The 21,208-nt window shown below is 32.6% G+C and carries 17 protein-coding genes; 6 read left to right on the top strand and 11 right to left on the bottom strand.

The window, feature by feature from the left end:
• The first annotated feature begins 53 nt into the window (after nt 1-53).
• Nucleotides 54-1,226: a proline dehydrogenase family protein gene (locus HM983_RS08970; RefSeq protein WP_179345079.1), complete on the top strand. Its 1,173-nt coding sequence runs from the start codon at nt 54-56 to the stop codon at nt 1,224-1,226.
• A 42-nt stretch (nt 1,227-1,268) separates the two neighbouring features.
• Here HM983_RS08970 and HM983_RS08965 read toward each other — a convergent pair whose 3' ends face one another.
• Genes HM983_RS08965 through HM983_RS08950 form a run of 4 tightly spaced genes read right to left on the bottom strand, consistent with a single transcriptional unit; the run spans nt 1,269 to nt 7,496 of the window.
• Entirely contained in the window at nt 1,269-3,647 is a 2,379-nt protein-coding gene (locus HM983_RS08965; protein WP_179345078.1) for a GumC family protein, read from the bottom strand.
• A gap of 24 nt (nt 3,648-3,671) precedes the next feature.
• Nucleotides 3,672-4,448, bottom strand: coding sequence for a polysaccharide biosynthesis/export family protein (locus HM983_RS08960; RefSeq protein WP_179345077.1), 777 nt, complete (start codon nt 4,446-4,448; stop codon nt 3,672-3,674).
• A gap of 34 nt (nt 4,449-4,482) precedes the next feature.
• Entirely contained in the window at nt 4,483-6,318 is a 1,836-nt protein-coding gene (locus HM983_RS08955) for a polysaccharide biosynthesis protein (protein WP_317166958.1), read from the bottom strand.
• Nucleotides 6,319-6,371: 53 nt separating this feature from the next.
• Nucleotides 6,372-7,496 carry a DegT/DnrJ/EryC1/StrS family aminotransferase gene (locus HM983_RS08950; protein WP_179345075.1) on the bottom strand — a complete coding sequence of 375 codons (1,125 nt, stop codon included), beginning with the start codon at nt 7,494-7,496 and terminating at the stop codon, nt 6,372-6,374.
• Nucleotides 7,497-7,865: 369 nt separating this feature from the next.
• On the opposite strand from HM983_RS08950, the gene HM983_RS08945 reads away from it, so the two are divergent.
• Together HM983_RS08945 and HM983_RS08940 are read left to right on the top strand one after the other, a co-directional pair.
• The gene (locus tag HM983_RS08945) at nt 7,866-8,837 is read left to right on the top strand and encodes an ATP-grasp domain-containing protein (RefSeq protein ID WP_179345074.1); all 972 of its coding nucleotides are present in this window, start codon (nt 7,866-7,868) and stop codon (nt 8,835-8,837) included.
• Nucleotides 8,821-9,477, top strand: a complete 657-nt coding sequence (locus HM983_RS08940) for an HAD family hydrolase (protein ID WP_179345073.1) — start codon at nt 8,821-8,823, stop codon at nt 9,475-9,477. Before HM983_RS08945 ends, HM983_RS08940 begins: the two co-directional genes overlap by 17 nt.
• A gap of 27 nt (nt 9,478-9,504) precedes the next feature.
• On the opposite strand, the gene HM983_RS08935 is transcribed toward HM983_RS08940, so the two are convergent.
• Nucleotides 9,505-10,170 carry a NeuD/PglB/VioB family sugar acetyltransferase gene (locus HM983_RS08935; protein ID WP_179345072.1) on the bottom strand — a complete coding sequence of 222 codons (666 nt, stop codon included), beginning with the start codon at nt 10,168-10,170 and terminating at the stop codon, nt 9,505-9,507.
• Between the two features lie 19 nt (nt 10,171-10,189).
• Nucleotides 10,190-10,795, bottom strand: coding sequence for a sugar transferase (locus HM983_RS08930; protein WP_179345071.1), 606 nt, complete (start codon nt 10,793-10,795; stop codon nt 10,190-10,192).
• A 331-nt stretch (nt 10,796-11,126) separates the two neighbouring features.
• On the opposite strand from HM983_RS08930, the gene HM983_RS08925 reads away from it, so the two are divergent.
• The 3 genes from HM983_RS08925 (at nt 11,127) to HM983_RS08915 (ending at nt 14,921) form a co-directional block, all read left to right on the top strand.
• A complete protein-coding gene (locus HM983_RS08925) occupies nt 11,127-11,369 on the top strand; it encodes an acyl carrier protein (protein ID WP_179345070.1) in 243 nt (80 codons plus the stop codon).
• 15 nt (nt 11,370-11,384) lie between these two features.
• The gene (locus HM983_RS08920) at nt 11,385-12,794 is read left to right on the top strand and encodes an AMP-binding protein (protein WP_179345069.1); all 1,410 of its coding nucleotides are present in this window, start codon (nt 11,385-11,387) and stop codon (nt 12,792-12,794) included.
• 63 nt (nt 12,795-12,857) lie between these two features.
• On the top strand, nt 12,858-14,921 hold the full coding sequence (locus HM983_RS08915; protein ID WP_179345068.1) for an HAD family hydrolase: 2,064 nt from the start codon (nt 12,858-12,860) through the stop codon (nt 14,919-14,921).
• A gap of 8 nt (nt 14,922-14,929) precedes the next feature.
• Here the strand turns inward: HM983_RS08915 and HM983_RS08910 are convergent, their stop codons facing one another.
• From HM983_RS08910 to HM983_RS08890, 5 genes are read right to left on the bottom strand one after another with little or no spacing between them, the layout of a single operon-like run.
• Entirely contained in the window at nt 14,930-16,069 is a 1,140-nt protein-coding gene (locus tag HM983_RS08910) for a glycosyltransferase family 4 protein (protein WP_179345067.1), read from the bottom strand.
• 9 nt (nt 16,070-16,078) lie between these two features.
• Complete coding sequence (gene asnB / locus HM983_RS08905) at nt 16,079-17,977, bottom strand: asparagine synthase (glutamine-hydrolyzing) (protein ID WP_179345066.1); 1,899 nt, start codon at nt 17,975-17,977, stop codon at nt 16,079-16,081.
• Nucleotides 17,978-17,988: 11 nt separating this feature from the next.
• A complete protein-coding gene (locus tag HM983_RS08900) occupies nt 17,989-19,137 on the bottom strand; it encodes a glycosyltransferase (protein WP_179345065.1) in 1,149 nt (382 codons plus the stop codon).
• Between the two features lies 1 nt (nt 19,138).
• Nucleotides 19,139-20,230: a glycosyltransferase gene (locus HM983_RS08895; protein WP_179345064.1), complete on the bottom strand. Its 1,092-nt coding sequence runs from the start codon at nt 20,228-20,230 to the stop codon at nt 19,139-19,141.
• Nucleotides 20,223-21,155 (bottom strand): ATP-grasp fold amidoligase family protein, encoded by a 933-nt coding sequence (locus HM983_RS08890; protein WP_179345063.1) that lies wholly within the window; start codon nt 21,153-21,155, stop codon nt 20,223-20,225. The genes HM983_RS08895 and HM983_RS08890 overlap by 8 nt, the downstream gene beginning before the upstream one ends.
• Between the last annotated feature and the right edge of the window lie 53 nt (nt 21,156-21,208).

Here is a 21,208-nt window from a genome sequence, read left to right as displayed (position 1 = left end):
TTTGCAAAAATATAAGACATAGAATAAATATATTTGCATATAGATTAAATTCCATGATTAACCGCTCCCTTTTTGAAGATACCGCTACGGCTTTTACCCTTAAGTCTGATTCTGAATTAGAACGTGCTTATTTTCTTTTTAAAATGATATCACATCAGCCATTGGTTCGTATTGGTACTGCTGCGACTAATTTTGCTCTCAAAGCACATTTACCTGTAGAAGGATTAATACGGTCAACGGTATTCGATCATTTTTGTGGCGGTGTTAATGAAGAAGACTGCTTGTCTGTAATAGACAAACTTTACACGGAAAAAGTAAGTTCAGTATTGGATTATTCGGTGGAAGGTAAGGAAGTTGAAAATCAATTTGACGATGCAGTTGAAAAGATTTTAAAAATCATCAATTTCTGTGACGAAAGAGAAGCTATGCCTATTGTGGTTTTTAAACCAACCGGGTTTGGTAGGTTTTATCTTTATCAAAAAAAAACGGAAGGTAAAGCCTTAACGAAAAGCGAAGAAGAGGAATGGAATAGAATAGTGGGACGTTTTGATGCGGTGTGTCGTTTAGCAAAAGAAAAGGATGTTGAAGTCCTTATCGATGGTGAGGAAAGTTGGATGCAGGATGCGGCAGATAATTTGGTAGAGGAAATGATGCGTCGTTACAATAAAGAGGTGACTATTGTTTATAATACCTTACAAACTTACCGTTGGGACCGATTGGATTATCTAAAACAACTTCATGAACGGGCTAAACAAGAAAATTTTAAAATAGGGATGAAAATAGTGCGCGGTGCCTATATGGAGAAAGAACGGGAAAGAGCTTTAGAAAAGAATTATGAATCCCCAATTTGCGAAAACAAAAAAGCCACTGACGATAATTTCAATGCCAGTTTGAGGTATATATTAGACCATATTAATGACATTTCGATTTTTATAGGTACCCATAATGAAGAAAGCTGCTATCTCGCTATGGAGCTTATGGAAGCTTATGGAATTAAAAAGGATGATAATAACGTTTGGTTTGGTCAGTTGTACGGTATGAGTGATCATATCAGTTTCAATCTAGCTTCCGACGGTTATAATGTGGCTAAATATATCCCATTTGGACCAGTAAAAGATGTGATGCCTTATTTGATAAGAAGGGCGGAGGAAAATACATCTGTAGCAGGACAGACCAGCAGAGAATTATCACTAATAAAAAAGGAAAGGAAACGGCGAAAATTATAAAAGCCCTATCATTGAGATAAGGCTTTCATTTAACTAGTAAAATTAGTTCTTCTTTTTTGAGAAGAAATTATACCATTTCTTTTGATCCTCAGGATTATTCCCGTAGCCATAGCCGTAACCATAGCCATATCCACTGCCATTAACATTTACACCGTTTAGCAATAATGTCATGTGCGGTAACCTTTTGTCTTCATATAGTGGTTTTGCTACGTGTTTAACGTGTCTTTTATCTATGTTATCTGCACTGACTACATATATAAACATATCCGCATGATCTGCAAGAAGTAAGGTGTCGCTTACTAAACCTACAGCTGAGGTATCAACAATGATATAATCATATTTGTCTTCAAAATATTCAAACAGTTGATTAACTCTTGGACTCATTAGTAATTCTGCTGGGTTTGGTGGTACGGTTCCAGAAGCGATAATGTCTAAAAATTCATTCTTTTTATGTTTAATGACAATGTCTTGTGGTTTCATAGAATTATCTACTATAAAATCAGAAAGACCTTTTACCGAATTATTTTCTAATCCCAAATAGTCCATTATTTTAGGGACTCTAATATCAGTTTCAATCAATAAAACCGATTTTCCCGAGTGCGAGATAGAAGTAGCCAGATTTGTACTTGTATGAGATTTACCCTCCTGCGCCCTGGTAGAAGTTATAAAAAGTTTTTTGGATCTCCCAGTTATGCTTTTTAACATAAAATCTATATTTGATCTTATAATCCTGAAAGCCTCTGCTTTAGGGGAATAATCGATTTTTTGAATTAAAGTTTTATTTTTTGGCGATCTTGGCACATCTCCTAAATATGGTATATCCAATAGATCTGTCAGGTCCTCTTTATTATGTATTTTGGTATCTATGAGTTCAAAACCGTAAATAAGACCGATTGGAATCATTAGACCAAAAATAACAGATGCCAAATATATTATTATCGGGTTAGGTGCTACTGGTTTAAAAGAGGAGTAGGCACTATCAATTATCTTTGCACTTGGAGAATACATGCCCAATCTAATAGAAGATTCCTCTCTTTTCTCTAATAGATAAAGGTAAAGAGACTCTTTAATTCCTTGTTTTCTTTCAATACCTCTTAGTTCTTTCTCTTTTGTTGGTGCTGCATATAGCCTACCACCAATTCTCGCACTTTCTCTGTTAAGTGTATTTAAAGTTATTTCGCTCGATTTCTTCATGTTATTCAACGTATTTTGAAGATTGTTTTTCTGAGCGGCAATTTGATTGTTAAGATTAACAACGATTGGGTTTTTTTCAGTAGAATTTTTGAGTAGTTTATCTCGTTGAGCAACCAACTCATTATATGTTTTAGTTATTTGAGACACATTAGGGTCGCCAATTACATTTAGAGGCAATAGATCACTAGCCTTAGAGTCGTCATTCACTTCTTCTTGCAAAAAATCAATTAATTTTAATTGGTTAGTAGTATTCGAAATTTGAGCTTCGTTTTGTTTTTCACTTTCAAGATAAATATTTGCTTGAGAACCTAGTGCAGTTAGCTTGTTTCTTTTTTGCAGTTCTTCAGCGCTCAATTCCACCTGTTCCAGCTCTTCAGTTATCGCCTGTAGTCTATTATTAATAAACGCTGAAGTAACCTCAACTACCTTTTCTTTGTCTCTTACTACATCAGCATTGTATTCGGAAATGAGCTGGTTCAAAACATCTATTGCTTTTTGTGCAACAGTTTCCTGTACTTCTAAATTAATGATACTAGAGCCCTTATCTGAAGATACGGTAAGCTTCTTTTGATAACTGTTTGATACTTTGATTACTGGGTTAATGGATATCTTTATGTTACTACCTATTTTAGATTCAAAATGATCAATGTTTGGAGTGATTACCATATCACCAAATCCAGTTTTTAATCGTTCTCCAAAGGTATGAGGCTTGCCTTCTGATTCATCTCTATCTATTAAAGTTGTTCCATCATTTCTAAAAAGTAAAAATTTAGTTTTTGATTTTACCTTTAAATACAATGTTGTATCAACTTTATGAATAATAGAGTCATTTGCAAAAAAACTAAGCGTTAATGGAGGGTTCTTATAAAGCTCGTTTACTTTAATACTGCCTTCTTGGAAAAAGCGTATATTAAGTTTAAGTTTTTTTACCACATTTTCTATAAGTGTACGCGATTTAATAATTTCTATTTCGTCACCAATTTTGTCTGCTCCATTAGAAAATAATCCTTCGCTCGATACCTGTTCTATACTTGGTAGCTTTGTTGCCTGCTTATCATCTTTTAATTTAATTGTTGCCGTTGCCTTATATTCACTATCGGCATATCGCAGATGCATATATCCTATAAAAAGGGCAATAAGAACACACAATAATATAACCTTCCATTTAACTAGAAACGGCTGGATTTTTTTTAATAAATCTGTGCTTGTAGTAGGTCTGTTTTCCATAAAAATTTATGAGCGATTTTTAAATTAATTATTAATTAAAAATACAGTTATAATAGTTGTCAATGTACCAATTGCTGAAATTAGGACCGAATTGTTTTGATTGTATGTAGATGCCCTTACTCTTGCATTATTTGGTTCGACATAAATAACATCATTTTGTTGAAGATAATATAACGGAGAATTAACTGCATTAATTGTAGTAAGATCTATAGTTGCAAATCTTTTTTCTCCTTCAACCTCTCTAATTAGTAACAAATTGTCACGTTTACCAAAAATCGTTAAATCATCAGCGAGACCCAAAGCTTCCAAAAGGGTAATTCGTTCATCCTGAATTGTGAAGGTTCCAGGGTTTGATACTTCTCCCAATACAGTTACTGTGAAGTTTACCAACCTTACATTCACAATTGGTTCAGTAGCATATTCACTAATGCGTTCTGTTAATAGTGAAGTGACTTCGGTCCTTGTTAAACCTTCAACCTTTATTTTGCCTAAAACAGGAAAATCAATATTTCCGTCGTAATCGACTAAATAAGTTTGTACTTGTCTGGTATTATTAGTACGTTCTTGATCAAGGTTATTAGAAATAGTATACATATTAAACGGTACAACTGTTTCAGCGTCATATGCAGAAACATTGATAGTTAAGATATCGTCTGGTTTATAGATAAGCTGTTTTGGTTCTGTTGCTGGAATACCTTCTTTTATATGTTCGTCTTGGAAATAGACTAAACTTTTGCGTGATGCACACGATGATGCTACAAATAATACTAAGATTACGATTAGGAAAGTTTTGGTTTTCATTGTGCTATTATTATATAGGTTGATTTAATAAATTTTATTTTTTAATATCCAATACTTCGTAAGTTGAGTTATTGGATATGTATTCGGGTATTAAAGCCTTGATTAAGGCAACAATATCAAGAGGTTGCGTTAGTGATTTAACTTGTGTTAACTTAATTATTTGCTTTTCTGTATTTTCAATATCCAAGTGCCTAGATTTTGCAATCATAATTTTTTCGTGGTAGGTTTTTTTGGTGTTTTCACCATCAGCTAAAAGTTCTTCGTAAATTTTCTCACCTGGTCTTAAACCAGTAATTTTAATATCGATATCCTCTGGATAACGCAAACCAGATAGAATAATCATATTGGTGGCTAGGTTGAAAATTTTGATTGGTTCACCCATATCAAAAACAAATATTTCACCACCGTTACCCATAGCTGCTGCTTCTAATACTAATTGACATGCCTCCGGAATAGTCATGAAGTAGCGCGTAATATCCTTGTGAGTTACTGTAAGTGGGCCACCTTTTTCAATTTGTTTTTTAAACAAAGGAATTACAGACCCGTTAGACCCTAAAACGTTTCCAAATCTAGTTGTAATAAATTTTGTTTGTCCTTTTCCTTTTAAGCAAGAGACATAAAGTTCAGCTATTCTTTTAGTCGCACCCATCACATTAGTAGGGTTTACAGCCTTGTCTGTAGATATTAAAACAAATTTATATACTCCATGCTTTACAGCTAAATCCGCAACATTTTTTGTACCTCCAATATTTACGCTTACCGCTTCATAAGGGTTGTTCTCCATTAAAGGGACATGTTTATACGCTGCAGCGTGAAAAACCATTTTTGGCTTATAAATATCAAATATTTGATCTAATCTAGATTTGTTTCTGACGTCTGCTACAATGGCTTCTATATTTTGTAAGCCACGTTGTATAAATTCTTGCTGAATTTCATATAACGCAGATTCCGCATTATCGATTAGAATCAATTTTTTATAGTTATATAAACTCGCTTTGCGACATATCTCGCTCCCAATAGATCCTGCAGCACCAGTGATTAGAATCACTTTATTATCATATTGTTCAATCAGGTCTGGGTTTTTGATATTGATAGGGTCTCGACCCAACAAATCTTCAATTTTTACTTCTTTAATTTGTCCAGCACTTAAATCTCCATCAATCCAATTTTGTACTGGTGGTACAATTTTTACTTTAAGGTTTAAAGCAAAAAGTGTCCCGGTAATTTGAAGCAATCTTGCAGGATCAATGTTTTGAACGGAAATTATAACTTCCTCTATTTTATTTTTAGAAATAAACTCAGGTGAGATTTGTTCAAGTGGTAATACTGGCAGTAAGTTTATTTTCTTTCCAACCTTACGCTCATCATCATCAATAAAACCAACAATTTCTAAGCCATTTTTGGTATCATTATTTATGGCATCGTAAGTAAGCATGCCAGAATTTCCTGCACCAAAAATTAATACTTTGGTAACAGTATGAAAATCTTGAGTAATATAATTATAAAGGGATTTAATAAATAATTTAAATCCAATCAAGAAAAGAATATTGAGTAGAAGATGTATGTAGATTATAGAGCCTGAAATATCGAAGAATGAGCTTTCAAAAAATCGTCTACTGATGAAGGTCATGACAATTAAAATTGTAGCCATGATGTTGACGCCAATAATAATATTTATGATATCTTTAAATCCAGTGAATCGAACAACACCTTTATATGAGCCTACAGCTACAAAACTGGCTATAGCAACAACAATTACATAAGGTGTTTGTTTTATTACCGATAAAACCTCAAAATCAAACTGAAAATTAAAACGAATTAAATATGCAATAAAAAATGTTCCTATAGTAATGCAAAGGTCAAAAAGCATAACTAGCCATTTAGAGGCATATCTTCTAGAGATTTTATGTAAAAATTTCAATATCATCCTACAAAATACACATTTATGGCAGAAATTACTCGATTTAATTCCTCTTCGGTTAAATTAGAACCACTTGGTAGACATAAACCTTTTTCAAATAAATTATCAGAAACACCATTAAGATAGCTAGGCGCCTCCTTAAAAACGGGTTGCTGGTGCATTGGTTTCCAGAAGTGTCTTGATTCAATATTTTCTTTTTCGAGTGCCAATCTTAAACCTTCTCTAGTGGCTTCAGAGTCAAGTAATATACATGATAACCAACGGTTAGAAAAGCAATTTTCAGGTTCAGCTATAAAGGATATTTTATCAATATGTTCAAGCGATGTTTTGTAACGATTATAGTTAGCTCGTCTTTTTGTAACATGACTATCCAATATGGTCATTTGACCTCTACCAATTCCAGCAATAATGTTTGACATTCTATAATTGTATCCGATTTCTGAATGTAAATATGCCGGTGAAGGATCCTTTGCCTGAGTGGCAAGAAAAACTGCTTTATGTTTTTGACTTAATGTTTTAGTTATAAGTGCACCACCGCCTGAAGTTGTTATAATTTTGTTGCCGTTAAACGATAGAATAGAAAAATCACCAAATGTACCACAGCATTGATTCTTATATTTACTTCCAAATGCCTCAGCGCTATCTTCTATAATAGGTATTTCATAAATGTTGGCAACTTCTCGGATTTCATCAACTTTATAGGGCATACCATATAAATGAACTGCAATGATCGCTTTTGGTTTTTTACCTTTCTTAATTCTGTCTTTAATGGCGGTTTCAAGTAGGTTGGGACATATGGCCCAAGTGTCATTTTCACTATCAACAAAAATAGGCTGAGCTCCTTGATAGATAATCGGATTTGCAGAAGCAGAAAAAGTTTTGCTTTGGCAAATAACTTCGTCACCATAGGTTATACCAAGAAGTATTAGACTTAAATGGAGTGCGGATGTTCCTGAAGCCAAAGCAGCAACATGGATGTCTTCCTTGAGATATGATTGTATATCATTTTCAAAACCATTGACGTTAGGTCCCAATGGCGCCACCCAATTAGCATTGAAAGCTTCTTGTATATAAGATTGTTCATTACCACTCATGTGTGGTGATGATAACCATATTTTAGGTTTCATAGGCAAAATTGTTAAGTAATAGGATTACTATCAATTTTGTGTCTGATAGAGGGTTTTGGGACACAATATAAATATCGGTTAAATATCCATTAAATAAATGATACTCCACAAATAAACACGACAAAAAGCAAATATTTACGTTGTTAAAAGCTATTAATCTATTTGTAATATTAGTAAATTTTTAAATAATTGATAATGAATTTTTTATGTAGTTTTTTGCAAGATTTCAAACCAATATTTAGATTCAAATCCAAATGAATCGGTTATATTAATCTATATTATTGGTTCTGTAACGGAAGTGTTGTGTCGATTATGTTATGTCCATTATATTTGAAAACGATTAATAATAAAGAATTGTTTGATTAAAATATGAATATATTGGTTACTTCAGCTGGAAGAAGGGTTTCGCTTGTAAAATCGTTTCAGCGAGAACTTAAAAATATATATCCAGAGGCTAAAGTCATTGCAATAGATTCAGAGCCATTGCTTTCTGCGGCTTGCATTGTTGCAGATGATTATTTCAAGGTGCCTCGATTGGACAATCCATCATATATTCAAAATTTATTGGAATTATGCATCGAGCATTCTATAAAGTTGATTATTCCAACAATTGATACCGAGTTACTTGAACTAGCTAGGCACAAATCTATCTTTGAAGAAAAAGGTGTTACAATTGTTATTTCATCTTTAGATTTGGTAATTAAGTGTAGGGACAAGAGAGAGATGCACAATTTTTTTAGTGAGAAAGGTGTATCCATCGCAAAAGAATACACAAAAGAAAACTTTGAATTACCAATTTATATAAAACCATATGATGGCAGTAGAAGTGTGGATAATTACATTATAAAGGATAGAAAAGATCTAACAAAGTATCATTTTAACAATAAAAAACTGATGTTTCTGGAATATTTAGATCATGATGAATATGAAGAATTTACTTGTGACCTATATTATAATAAAGAACATAAATTACAATGTGTAGTTCCCAGAAAACGACTAGAAGTAAGGGATGGTGAAGTTTATAAATCACTAACAAAGGATAATGCTCTAATACCCTATATAAAGAATAAATTAGGTTTTATTGAGGGTGCAATAGGATGTTTAACTGCGCAATTTTTCAAGCATAAGAACGATGACAAAAAAATATACGGCATAGAAATAAATCCACGCTTTGGAGGTGGCTATCCTTTAACTTATTTATGTGGTGCCAATTATACCAAATGGATAATTGATGAATATATTGCCAATGAAACCATTGAAAATAAGTTTGACGTGTGGGAGCGTAATTTACTAATGATTAGATACGATGACGAAATTCTAGTACATGAATATAAAGGTTGATAAAGGTACGATAATTGTTTTTGATTTAGACGATACGCTGTATAACGAGTTGGATTATTTGAAATCTGCTTATAAAGAAATTTCCAAAAGTCTTGAGCCGAAAAAATGGAAACTCTTGTACCTTAAAATGTTGTCTCTGTATAGAAGTAAAAAGAATACTTTTAAATATTTAAATGATACTTATAATATCGAATTATCGGAACTAATTTCAATTTATCGCTATCATAATCCTGAAATAAAACTGTTTTATGGTGCTATGGATTTAATGAACTCCATTAAAAAACATGGCGGTCAAATAGGTTTGATTACAGATGGTCGAGTAGAGACTCAAATGACCAAAATAAAGGCTTTAGGGATTTTAGAAATTTTGGACAGTATAGTTATTTCTGAAGAAATAGGTACTGAAAAACCGCATCTTTCAAATTATAAGTCCATCGAAAAAGCGCTTTCAGGAAACATCTATTATTACATAGCAGATAATTTTAAGAAAGATTTTGTTACAGCAAATCAAATAGGTTGGGAAACTATTGGACTTATAGATAATGGTAAGAATATTCATTATGAATCCTATAAGTATTTAGAAAACAAATTGGCTTCAAAACATCTAATAATGTCTATTGATGAAATTACGATAATATAAAATAAAGAAGTATAGTTTTTAATACAATTATTTCTCAAAAACTTTTGCTTGTGTTTCGTTCAATTTAATAACTCTCGCTGGATTTCCTGCCATCACTGCATAATCAGGAACATCTTTAAATATAACGGAACCAGCACCAATAAGAGATTCTTGTCCAATACGTTTTACTCCGGTCATAACAGTTGATCCTATGCCAAAATAAGCCATGTCATTTATTTCCATACTAGCGCCAATGTTTATTCCTGATGACATGAAAACACCATTATTAATAGTAACATGGTGACCAATAGTTGTAGCCATATTTACCATAAAATAATCACCTATTTTGGTATGAGGCATTATATAGTTTCCAGGCAGCATGTAATGAGTTTCTCCAAGAATTACGTCTGGACCTATACAGACAGTATGATGTTTAAAACTTGGCGCATTATATCCTTCATTTTTTAAACTTGAAAGATACCTTTGTCTAATTAAATTATCACCGATTGGGCAATAAACATCTGTTACCTTCTCTTTTAACTTTTTGTCAAACAAATCTTCATACTTTCCTAAAACATCTAAACCAACCACCTTTTGCCCATAGAAAGCATCAGAATCATCAATAAAACCAATAATTTCAACCCCAGCCTCTTTAAGGTATGAGGCATATATTTGTCCGTGCGTTCCTGCACCGATTATTACTGCTTTATTCATATTTTGGTTGTTAGCTGAATTAATTATTACCTTCAAATCTAGTCATACTTAAATCTGAGGTTACATTTACGCCTTCTTTCAAAAGAACTTTACCAAGTGTCATTACAAAAATTTTAAAATCCGTTTTAAATGAAATGTTGTTTACATACCAAACATCTAAATCAAACTTTTCGTCCCAAGAAATAGAGTTACGTCCATTAACTTGAGCCCAACCTGAAATTCCCGGTCGCACATTATGTCTTTGTCTCTGATGATCATTGTACAAAGGCAAATAATCTATCAATAACGGCCTTGGTCCAATAAGGCTCATGTCACCTTTCAATACATTAATCAATTGCGGAATCTCATCAAGTGACAATTTTCTAATAAAATCACCAACATGTGTCACTCTGAGATGGTGATCTAAAAGCTCACCATTTTCATCTTTTTCATCTGTCATGGATTTAAATTTTAATAATTTAAACACTTTGCCGTCTTTTCCTGGTCTTTCATGAACAAAGAACGCCTTACCTTTATTGCTAATTGTTAACAGTACAATTAGTACTAGTATTATAGGCGATAATATCACCAAGCCTAAAGCTGAAACTATAATGTCAATAATACGTTTAAAAAAATTTCTGTACATCACTGATTTGGGATTTAGGTTAATACAGTACCTATTTAAGCGACTAAAATATGTGTTAAACACACGATACTTAAAAATAATCGTTAAAAACCTAATAATTCAATTTAAACGTTAAATCTTTCACCGTAAACAGTAAACGCCAAACTAAATATAATAGGATTTGGTCGTAAAAACTATGCGTTAATCTAATTTACACATATTTTAAATAATCGGGTTGATATAAAACAAATTGAAATGATTAAGTTTTTTATATTTGCTTTAACCACAATATTAATTTTATTATAAATTAATAGCGCTTTAGTTAAGTAGAAAAAGCAAATAAAAAACCTGAATGAGCAATAATAAAATTCTCGAGAATGCATTTACTACTATCTTAGAAATAGATGCCTCGCAAATAAACGAAGAATTAAAGTATCAAAGTATCCCAGAGTGGGACTCCATTAACCACATGTTTTTAATAGGTGAAATTGAAGATGTTTTTAACGTTGAAATTGATTCTGATGACATCTTAGAGGTAAAGAGTTATAATGATGCCAAAAATGTATTGGGACGTTATGGTGTTGATTTTGAATAAATAACATTTCTATAAATGAATCTTGCTAGGGATAACAGTACCTTATATAATTTAATTGCTGCTTCAGAAAATGTAAACTTTATAGATGCATCAAATGACACCAGATATACGCTTGAGCAAATTGATTTGCCTATAAATAATATTGAGCTGGCTAGAAGCTTAATTTTTTTATATACTGATAATAGTTTAAATTCTTTAGTCACTTACCTCAATTTACTTAAAACCAAACATGTATTGGTATTGTTAAGTAACACCATTGAAACTAAGCTCAAAGAGAATCTTGAAAATGATTATGAGCCATCAATTATTTTTGATGACGAACGTTCATACATTGATAAATATGAAGCCAGGGAATTAAGTAACGAAAACATTGAAATTAAACTTCATATAAATAAAGAATTTAAGTCAGTTTTAGACGATAATTTACGTCTTATGCTTTCAACTTCAGGGACTACAGGTTCACCTAAATTCGTAAAGCTTTCCGAAGAGAACATTAAGCAAAACGCAATATCCATAAGTGATTATCTGCCAATTGAATCAACAGACGTAACTCCGTTAAATTTGCCGTTGCATTACTCTTATGGCTTATCTGTTTTACATTCCAACGCCATAAACGGAGCGACAATTGTTTGTGGGCTTCCAGATATTTTGAGCAAGGATTTTTGGAAGCATTTAAATGAATATGAATTCACTTCAATCGCAGGTGTGCCATTTATTTATGAGATGTTTCAACGTATAGGTTTTTTGAAAAAACCTCATCCATCTTTAAAATATATAACACAAGCAGGAGGTAATTTGAGTCAAAATATTAAAAGTGAATTCAATAACTATTGTATAGAAAACGGTATTGAATTTTTCGTTATGTATGGACAAACCGAAGCAACGGCGAGAATTTCTTTTGTGCCACCTTCAATGTTAGAAGATAAAATTACTTCCATTGGTAAGCCCATTAAAAACGGAAATATTACAATAGATATTGATACAGATGAACTTTTATATTCTGGTCCGAATGTTTTTGGAGGTTATGCCAAACAAAAAGAAGATCTCGCAACTTGGGAAAATATTGAAATGTTGAGAACAGGTGATTTGGCAAAGCAGGATGAGGACGGTTATTTCTATATAAGTGGACGACTAAAACGAATTGCAAAAGTATTTGGTAACAGAGTTAATTTGGACGAAATTGAAGCGTTCGTAAAATCCAACTTAAACTTGAGTTTGCTAGCTTGTACTGGTATAAATGACAAGTTTATCCTAATTGCTCACAGCCATAAAAATTTAGAAGAAGCCGAGTTGAAAAAGGCAATGTTTGGAACATTTAAAATTCAAGGCTCGGCAATTAAGTTCCATTATTTTGACACATTGCCAAAAACCAAAAATGAGAAGATTGATTATAAAACAATTACTTCTATATATTTAGAAAAATAAAATTAAGACACTAGACCCTAATCTGTGCAAATCTTAAGATTTTGATTTAATCAAATTGGTAAGATGAACCAACTAAGAAAAAAACTCGAAAATCCTAGCATAAAAGTCCTATTCACGGATTATTACGATACGTTGGTACACAGAAGCGTACATCCTAATCAAGTATTGAGAATTTGGTCTAAAATCATAATCAATGAGTTAGGCTTAAATATTTCAATTGATACTTTATATTTCGCGTTTAAGGAATCCGTTTTGTATCTAGTTGAAAAATTAAATACAGATCGAAACGAATTACCTTACGATGACATAAAAAATGATGTATTTAAAAGGATAAATACAATCGGTTTAATCTCCGATGAGAAAGAAAAAGATTTTCTTAGCTATTTTGAAAAAGCACACTTAAAAGCTGAAAAGAGCGTACAACGATTAAACCCTAATACACTTCAAATTATTAAGGATTTTAAAGCAAAAGGAGGAAAGGTGTATTTGCTTTCCGACTTTTATTGTCCCAAATCCTTATTTGTGAATTTGCTTGAGCATCATGGGATTTCTGAATTGTTTGATGGTGTTTACAGTTCGTCAACCGTTGGCAAAAGCAAACACACAGGTACAGTTTACCAACATGTGCTTTCAGAATTAGGTATTGACCCATCAAATGCAATAATGATTGGCGACAACGAGCGCAGCGATTCCAAAAATGCTGAAAAAGTTGGTTTGCATTCCTATGTTTTGCCACACAAAAAATACCTGAGACAAAATAAGTTAAATGGTTTTGGTGACGATGAATACAATTTGCGGCAGATCATTGGCGAAACCTATTCGCACTGCAATAAAAAGGTTACAATTCCATACACAGAATATGTGGTGTTTTATCATTTTTTTGTTGAGCGACTATACCGACATTGTAAAAAAAATGATATAAAAAGCCTGTTCTTTTTATCGCGAGAAGGTCTATTTATTAAGCGACTTTTCGATTCGTATTTAAAACATACCGAAATTGATTCGGCAAACACAATTAGAACGCACTACCTCAAAGTGTCACGCCAAGCATCACTTCAAATATCTTTAAAACCAATCGAAGAGGAGAGGTTCAGTTATTTAACGCGCAAGTATAAAGCTATGAGCGTTATGGAATTTCTGTCGTTTTTAAACTTTAAGACTGTAACTAAACAAACTATTATTAATGCTTTAAATGTTGATGGGGATAGTTTAGTTGAAAATTTTCTCGATTCTGAAATTTTTAAAAACTTAAAAGAGGAAGAAAACTTTAGAGAAGCCTATGAAACACACAGACTATCTAACAAATCTGTTTTTACGGAATATTTGAATTCTTTTAATGAAGATATTGAAAACGATGGTATTAACGTCGTAGATATTGGTTGGGGAGGAACAATGCAGGAAGCAATTTACAATTTTTTCAACCAGAAAATAAAAGTCAATGGTTTCTATTTAGGACTAAATCTAATTTACAGTCCGAATAAAGACACCAAACGTCACGGGTTTGTTTTTTCAATATTGCCTTACGAGACATATAGTTTTCACATATTGCACGCCAACACACAATTGTATGAGCAATTTGCTGGAGCAGGACACGGTTGCTGCATAGAATATGCCAAATCCGAAAACGGTTACACCATAGAGCATCACGAGGAAAACGAGAAATGGTTATATGATAATTTTATCGGTCAACATCAGGATGAAATGTTCGCCATTCACTTAAAACTAACGGAGGAACTTGAGACGGTTTGTTACAACGACCACATGGTGCAGAATACATTAGTTGATTTTGCATTGCGAGTAGGAACGCGGCAGAGTATGAAAAAGATTAAATTCTTGGAAACATTAACAGCTGGTTACTACCAAAACATAAGCAACAAGAAAACCGGAATAGATTATGAAATTCCAAAGAATTTAATGAGTGTAAAATCCATGATTAAATTCATTTTAAAACCTGAGGAATTCTTCCGATATATCGTAAAGGTTAAGCATCGCATATACAAATCCAACAAAGTGGCTGCATATCTATTTCCATCATTTCTAATTTATGAATATTATAAATTCAATAAATATATGCGTTATAAGGTTTTGAGGCGAATTTCGTTATTGAAATATAATTATTTCAGATAGGATTTAGTTTATTTCAACACACTATCAATGATCCGAAGTAAATCTGCATTAATAATATTTACATCAAAACGTTCTTCTGCATATTTACGGCTGTTTCTGCCCATTTCCTCAATTTTTTGTGGATGTTCGAGGAAGAATTTCATCGATTTTACCAATTCTTCCAAACGTTGCGGAGGAATTAAAAATCCGTTTTCACCTTCAATGACAGTTTCTCTACAACCTGGAGAATCTGTTGTGATTATTGGCAAGCCAACGGAAAGTGCCTCCAAAATTGAGCGTGGCACACCTTCTCTATAGTAAGACGGCAGCACAAATACATCACGATTTGTAAGATGCTCTACGATATTTGATTGATGGCCATGCCAAATTAATGTACCTTCCTCATTATGCTTTTCGAGCTCTTCCAATTTTATCGCGGAAGGTGAAGTCTGTGCAGGGCCAATAACATGGAATTCAGCATCTGGATATTGTTTCTTTAGCACCTTTGCGGCATTGATGTAAAGTGCGATTCCTTTTTCTTTTATAAGTCTTGCGGTTAAAAGAAAACTTACTTTGTTATCCTTATTATATTTCTCTTTGAATTTGAATCTTTCAAGGTTAACACCAGAACCGCTAACGACTTCAATTTTTGACCTATCCTTTAAAATATTTCGTCTTAAAAATAAATCCCTATCATCTTTATTCTGAAAGACTACAGCCTTATTTTTTCTAATAGATCTTTTGTACAATAATTCATTAACACGTTGTAGTATTTTTGCTTTTAAAGTTAGACCGGTAAAGGTAAAACCTAAACCCGTAATAAGCGAAATTACTGGTACACCACAAGAATTTGCGGCCATTGAGCTATAAATAACTGGCTTAACCGTGTAAGGGAATACAAGGTCTATTTTGTTCTTTTTTATTATTTTTTTGAGATCACTAATAGTTTTTAAATCGTCAAATGGGTTTAGTCCCGTTCTTTGTAATCTGTATGTTAGAGGAGTTACACCATAATCTTCCTTTAATGTTGTAAGTGTCTCTTCCTTAAAATGTCCAGCAGCAGTAAAAACTTCATAATTATTATCAATGAGATTCTGTATAAAATCCCCTCTAAAATTTATTAATGATGTTGACGTCGAACCTACGACTAAAATCCTTTTTTTACTCATGTAGCGGTTTTACTGATTGAGATAAATATTTGAGTACCATTTTTGGAAACAATAGAATGCCCAAACCCTAAAAGTGCTGTCGCGTTTACTGTCCAAATGATTTCGGACTAAAGATATGATTTTATCTGAATTAAATATGTCTTGTTCCTCAAGGTATTTTGGTTCAATGTAACTTTCGAGTTCATTTTGTAAGCTGGATTTGAGCCAATTACCAACTGGAGAGCCAAAACCTTGCTTACTAATTTCCAAAAACTGTTCCGGAAACTGGTCCTTAAATGCTTCTTTTAAAATGTGCTTTTTATTCCAACCTTTCATTAAATAGTCTTCTGGCAGTGTGTTGGTGTAGTCCCAAAGTTTCTTGTTCAAAAATGGCGCTCTGCATTCCAGAGAGTTTTGCATACTAGTTCTATCAACTTTTGCGAGCATACCACCTTCGAGACTTAAAATTTTATCAACGTGCCTAAAATCGGTAAGCGTGTCAATCTTGTCATTACCGAGAATGTCTTTGTACTCACTAAAAAGATTGTTTTCGTAATAGTTTGAAGATAAGATTTCTTCAAGTTCACTTTCGGTATTTGCCAAAGAAATAATGTCCCAATAGTAATTACCATCGTAATCTACGGCTTTGAGCATTTTCTTTATTTTAAAGCGTTTGCCACGTCTATCTCGGTTTGTTGCTAAAAGCGTTTCGGAAGATTTCAACAGAACTTTGTGCAATGGTTTTGGGATAACGCTCGTGTAGCGTGTATTCATTTTACCCACGTAATATTTATTATAGCCGCCAAATATCTCATCACCACCATCTCCAGTCAATGCCACTTTTACATAATCCTTTGTTTTATTGGAAACGAAATAGGTGGGTAGGGCAGCCGTATCGGAGAAAGGCTCATCAAAATTCATTAATATTTCGTGGATGTTATCTTTTAGATCGTCTTCCCCAATCTTGAATTCGTGGTGGTTACTTTTTATTAGATCTGCAACGGTTCTGGCTTTGTTTGATTCGTCAGAAGAATCGTGAAAACCTATGGAGAACGTTTCAATTTTTTTATCATTTAATTGCGATAGTATCAATGATACAATTGAAGAATCCACACCGCCAGAAAGAAACGTACCCAAAGGTACGTCTGCTATAGATCGGCTTTCCACACTTTCGTAAACTAAATCGCGAACATCTTTTTTAGCATCTTTAAATGAGATGTTCTGTGGTTTTGGTGTAATTTCTTGCTGAATCTTATGTATTTTGAAATTGTGATTTTCAAAATTATATTCGATATAATGATTCGCTTCAAGCTTTGAAACGTTTTCGTATATACTGTATGGTGCAGGAATGTAAGTCAATCGCAAAAATAGATTCAATCCTTTTTTTGAAATTTTTGGTTTTTCATCTAAAACGTTTACAATCGATTTTAATTCCGAAGCCCAAAGAAATTGATTGCCAGAATTAGTGTAATACAACGGTTTTTCACCAAAGAAATCTCGTGCAATAAAGAGCTTGTTTATATTTTGATCGTAAATACTAAAACCGTACATACCATCAAGTTTTTTAAATGCTTCAACACCTTGTTGTTCGTAGAGTTTCAAGATAACTTCCGTATCACTTGTGGTTTTGAATTTTACACCGGAAGCTTCCAGCTCAGCTTTCAATATTTTGAAATTATAAATTTCACCATTAAAAACGATTACTATTTTTTTGTCTTCTGAATAAATAGGCTGCCTTCCAGAGGATAAATCTATAATAGACAAACGTCGCATTGCCATACCAACCGAAAAATCTTCGTTTTGTTTTGTCACAAAACCATCTTCGTCCGGACCTCTGTGAATAATGAGATTATTCATCTTGTGAAGTGTGTTTTTAATGTCTACTTCACTTTGGTTGTATTTTGTTATAATGCCATTAATTCCGCACATTTCTAAGCTAATTATGTTGTAATAAACGTTTTAAATTTTGAATAAATGGTATCCAAATGGTATTCTTTTGCGCGCAGCAAACTCAATGCACTGTATTTTTGGCGTTCTTCAGGATTATTGTTAAAATAATCGAGTGCTTTGCTCAGCCCAACGTGGTCATCGTTATTAACGAGCAATCCGTATTTGCCGATGTAAAATTCACCATTTTTCAGACTAATCTCTTCATTTTTGTTCAAAAGCTCCAAAGGGCCAGATAAACAATTGGTTGAAACGGATGGCAGACCAATAGCCATCGCTTCCAACAATGCATTTGGAAAACCTTCGGTAAAAGACGAAAGTACAAAGCAATCGTTATCTAAAAGGTGCTCGTTCACATTTTTTACTCTTCCTTTTAATATAACGCTTTCTTCTAATTTGTGATTCACTATTTCTTGTGATAAATAGTTTTCAAGTTCGCCACCACCCAATATGGTAAATAAATAATTTAGGTTACTTTCTTTTAAGGCTCTAATTACCATAATCTGGTTTTTACGCTTGTTGAGCGTTCCTGCGGTTATAAGTTTTAAGGGTTTGGTTGGTTGGTTTAAATTTTCTGGAACTATTGTTTTTTCTGGTATTTCAATAGGGTTGTAAATTACTTCCATCGGAATTTTAACTCCAAAATTTTCTTTTAAATCTTGATTGATATGAACCGAATTTGAAAACAATTTATCACATTTATTATAAAGAATAGGGTAGAAGACCTTTGAAATATAGAACGACGATTTACTGGATGTGTTATCCGAAGGAAAACCACGCTCACTAATAATAGTCTTAATATTATTGTTAAACATTGCGACAATTCCGTTTATAAGATTCGGAAATGCTAAAAAGGATACTGAAATTTCAATCTTTTCTTTTTTAATCAGTTTACGATAGCGCTTCAGAAACAACAAAGGATCAATTGCTCTTTGGAAAAAAGATGAATTTGATTTTTTATTGTTAAGAAAAATAACATTCACTTCATCAGGAATAGGGAAGTGGATATCATCATAAAAGAGCACTAAAAAAACATTGAAATCATTTTTAAGTTCTTTTAGCAACAGGCTTATAACTTTTTCTGCGCCACCACTGGCAAGCGATGTACAGAGTATACTTATGTTTGGTTTTGAGGTACTCAATCTACTTATTTAGGACATCAAAAAAAAGATGTTCGTAATCGCTTATAATTTTCTTTTTGTTGAATTTTTTATATACTGAATTCCTAATTATCTCAGGGCTCCATTCTTTTTTTACTGATTCATTTAGCTTTTCAATAAATTCTTCCTCACTATCAACTAAATATCCATTAATTCCTGGCTCAATTACTTCATTTAATCCTCCTGGTGCTCTGTAAGCTAATACAGGTGTACCAACCGAGCAACTCTCAATTAAACTGTTGGGTAATCCTTCTGAATAAGAGCCCATAAGATAAAAATCACTACTAGCTAGATGTTTAGGAACTTCTGTGGTAAATGGAATATATTTTATTCTCCCTTCAATACCCAATTTTTTTATTTGATCGAATACATTGTCTTTTTCAACACCCTTTCCGATAATAGTATATTGGTAAGGAAAATCCACTTTGGATAATGCGTTCAAAATTCTTTTATGCCCCTTGTTTTTAGATATTCTTGCAACTGTTATAAGTTTAGTTATTTCTCCATTATTAGAATCTCTTAACTTAATATCAAAATTATCGGTAATTGGATTATTTATAATTCTGAGTTTATGTTCAGGTATATGAGATTCGTCTCTCATATCAACGAACATGTCCATGGATTGACAAAGGATAATATCCAGTAGTTTATAACCTTTTCCAAGGGGTTGTTTAATTCTTTTCTTAAATGTGTTTTTTTTGTATTTGGCTTTAAACTCTTTGTCCTGAATTCTAACAATTGTATGTCTCCCAATAAATTTAATCTTTGGAAAAAATACGGACATAAAACCCATCACTACATTAAGATGAGATATAGCACTTATTACAATTTGAGGTTTTTGTTTTCTAAATATTTTAGCTAATGTAAAAACAGAATGAAGTACTCTATCTTTATTTAAGTATCTCACTGTTATACCAGAAATTGCATATCTGCTATCTTTCTCAAAACCAATGACAACAAGAGTTACATCGAATTTCTCTTTGTCCAAATTTTGTGATACAAATGACATAACGCGCTCAGCACCTCCAGCAAAAAGTGTTGGTATAACAAAAAAGACTTTTATTTTATTACTCATTATGAATATCCAGTTTTAATTCTTTTCCAAATTTATAATCATATTCTTCTTGTGTAAATTTTTGAAAACCGGATGCGTGGTGCAGGGTTAATTCACCAAAATAGGTTTTTCCCTTAACAGAATAAAAATCCACTCTTAAATATGGAAAATCTTTGGCTAAAATTTCGGACAATTTAATCATTTCTTCGAGATTAGAAGGTTTTTCCATGTCTCTGTCGTTTGGTCTTCCCCATTCGCACGGTAATAAGTTCCAATCCTTGTCGTAAAGGTTTCTAGTTCTTTTACCAATATGCCTATTGAGATCTACCATAACAAAAGCTAATTTCCCGTTGAAGCAGTGAAATTTAAAATCATTTGGAATACTACCGTCTTTGTTAGTCAATAGTTTTTCTACTATAATTCTAGGCTTTATGTTTTTATATTGCCATTCACGTGTGCGAAAATAGTGATTTTCCTTTAAAAGCCTTTTGAATCTTTTTCGTACTTTTTTCCATTTAATCTCAGATTTGTCCGTTACTATTACTCCGCCAGAACTATCGTGGTTGGTTTTTATAATAAAATTTTTATCTGGTAAATTTTTTGATCGAAGTTCTTTATGGTTTTTAGTGTGAAAATAAAGAGGAACCAGATATTGCTCGCCAATTTTCTCTTTAATATATTCTCTTACAGCATACTTATCTGCAATGATTGTATGGTGTTCTTTTCGCTCGTAGAGTTTGAGCCAGTTTATCTTTTCATTTAAGGTTTTTGGGTTGTTAAGGTCTAACTTATAACCCATATGTTTTTTAAAGCTGTTTTTAACTATTACTTCGTCAGGTATTAACCTAAGAGAGAAGTCATAGGCCATATATACTGGCCTCAAAAGATAATAACCCAATTCTGATTGTTTTGTAACTTTGGTAATAGTGTTCCTTAAGGTTTTCATTGTAGGTAGTTATTTATTGTTTTTTAAATTCGAAATTAGAATAAAGTTAAAGG

The sequence above is a fragment of the Winogradskyella ursingii genome (assembly GCF_013403975.1).
GTDB lineage: Bacteria > Bacteroidota > Bacteroidia > Flavobacteriales > Flavobacteriaceae > Winogradskyella > Winogradskyella ursingii.
This window is presented reverse-complemented; position numbering and strand designations above follow the sequence as displayed.

Coding starts and splice junctions, on each gene's coding strand:
- HM983_RS08970 (WP_179345079.1), top strand. CDS start 54: ATGATTAACCGCTCCCTTTTTGAAGATACCGCTACGGCTTTTACCCTT.
- HM983_RS08965 (WP_179345078.1), bottom strand. CDS start 3,647: ATGGAAAACAGACCTACTACAAGCACAGATTTATTAAAAAAAATCCAG.
- HM983_RS08960 (WP_179345077.1), bottom strand. CDS start 4,448: ATGAAAACCAAAACTTTCCTAATCGTAATCTTAGTATTATTTGTAGCA.
- HM983_RS08955 (WP_317166958.1), bottom strand. CDS start 6,318: ATGCTTTTTGACCTTTGCATTACTATAGGAACATTTTTTATTGCATAT.
- HM983_RS08950 (WP_179345075.1), bottom strand. CDS start 7,496: ATGAAACCTAAAATATGGTTATCATCACCACACATGAGTGGTAATGAA.
- HM983_RS08945 (WP_179345074.1), top strand. CDS start 7,866: ATGAATATATTGGTTACTTCAGCTGGAAGAAGGGTTTCGCTTGTAAAA.
- HM983_RS08940 (WP_179345073.1), top strand. CDS start 8,821: ATGAATATAAAGGTTGATAAAGGTACGATAATTGTTTTTGATTTAGAC.
- HM983_RS08935 (WP_179345072.1), bottom strand. CDS start 10,170: ATGAATAAAGCAGTAATAATCGGTGCAGGAACGCACGGACAAATATAT.
- HM983_RS08930 (WP_179345071.1), bottom strand. CDS start 10,795: ATGTACAGAAATTTTTTTAAACGTATTATTGACATTATAGTTTCAGCT.
- HM983_RS08925 (WP_179345070.1), top strand. CDS start 11,127: ATGAGCAATAATAAAATTCTCGAGAATGCATTTACTACTATCTTAGAA.
- HM983_RS08920 (WP_179345069.1), top strand. CDS start 11,385: ATGAATCTTGCTAGGGATAACAGTACCTTATATAATTTAATTGCTGCT.
- HM983_RS08915 (WP_179345068.1), top strand. CDS start 12,858: ATGAACCAACTAAGAAAAAAACTCGAAAATCCTAGCATAAAAGTCCTA.
- HM983_RS08910 (WP_179345067.1), bottom strand. CDS start 16,069: ATGAGTAAAAAAAGGATTTTAGTCGTAGGTTCGACGTCAACATCATTA.
- asnB (WP_179345066.1), bottom strand. CDS start 17,977: ATGTGCGGAATTAATGGCATTATAACAAAATACAACCAAAGTGAAGTA.
- HM983_RS08895 (WP_179345064.1), bottom strand. CDS start 20,230: ATGAGTAATAAAATAAAAGTCTTTTTTGTTATACCAACACTTTTTGCT.
- HM983_RS08890 (WP_179345063.1), bottom strand. CDS start 21,155: ATGAAAACCTTAAGGAACACTATTACCAAAGTTACAAAACAATCAGAA.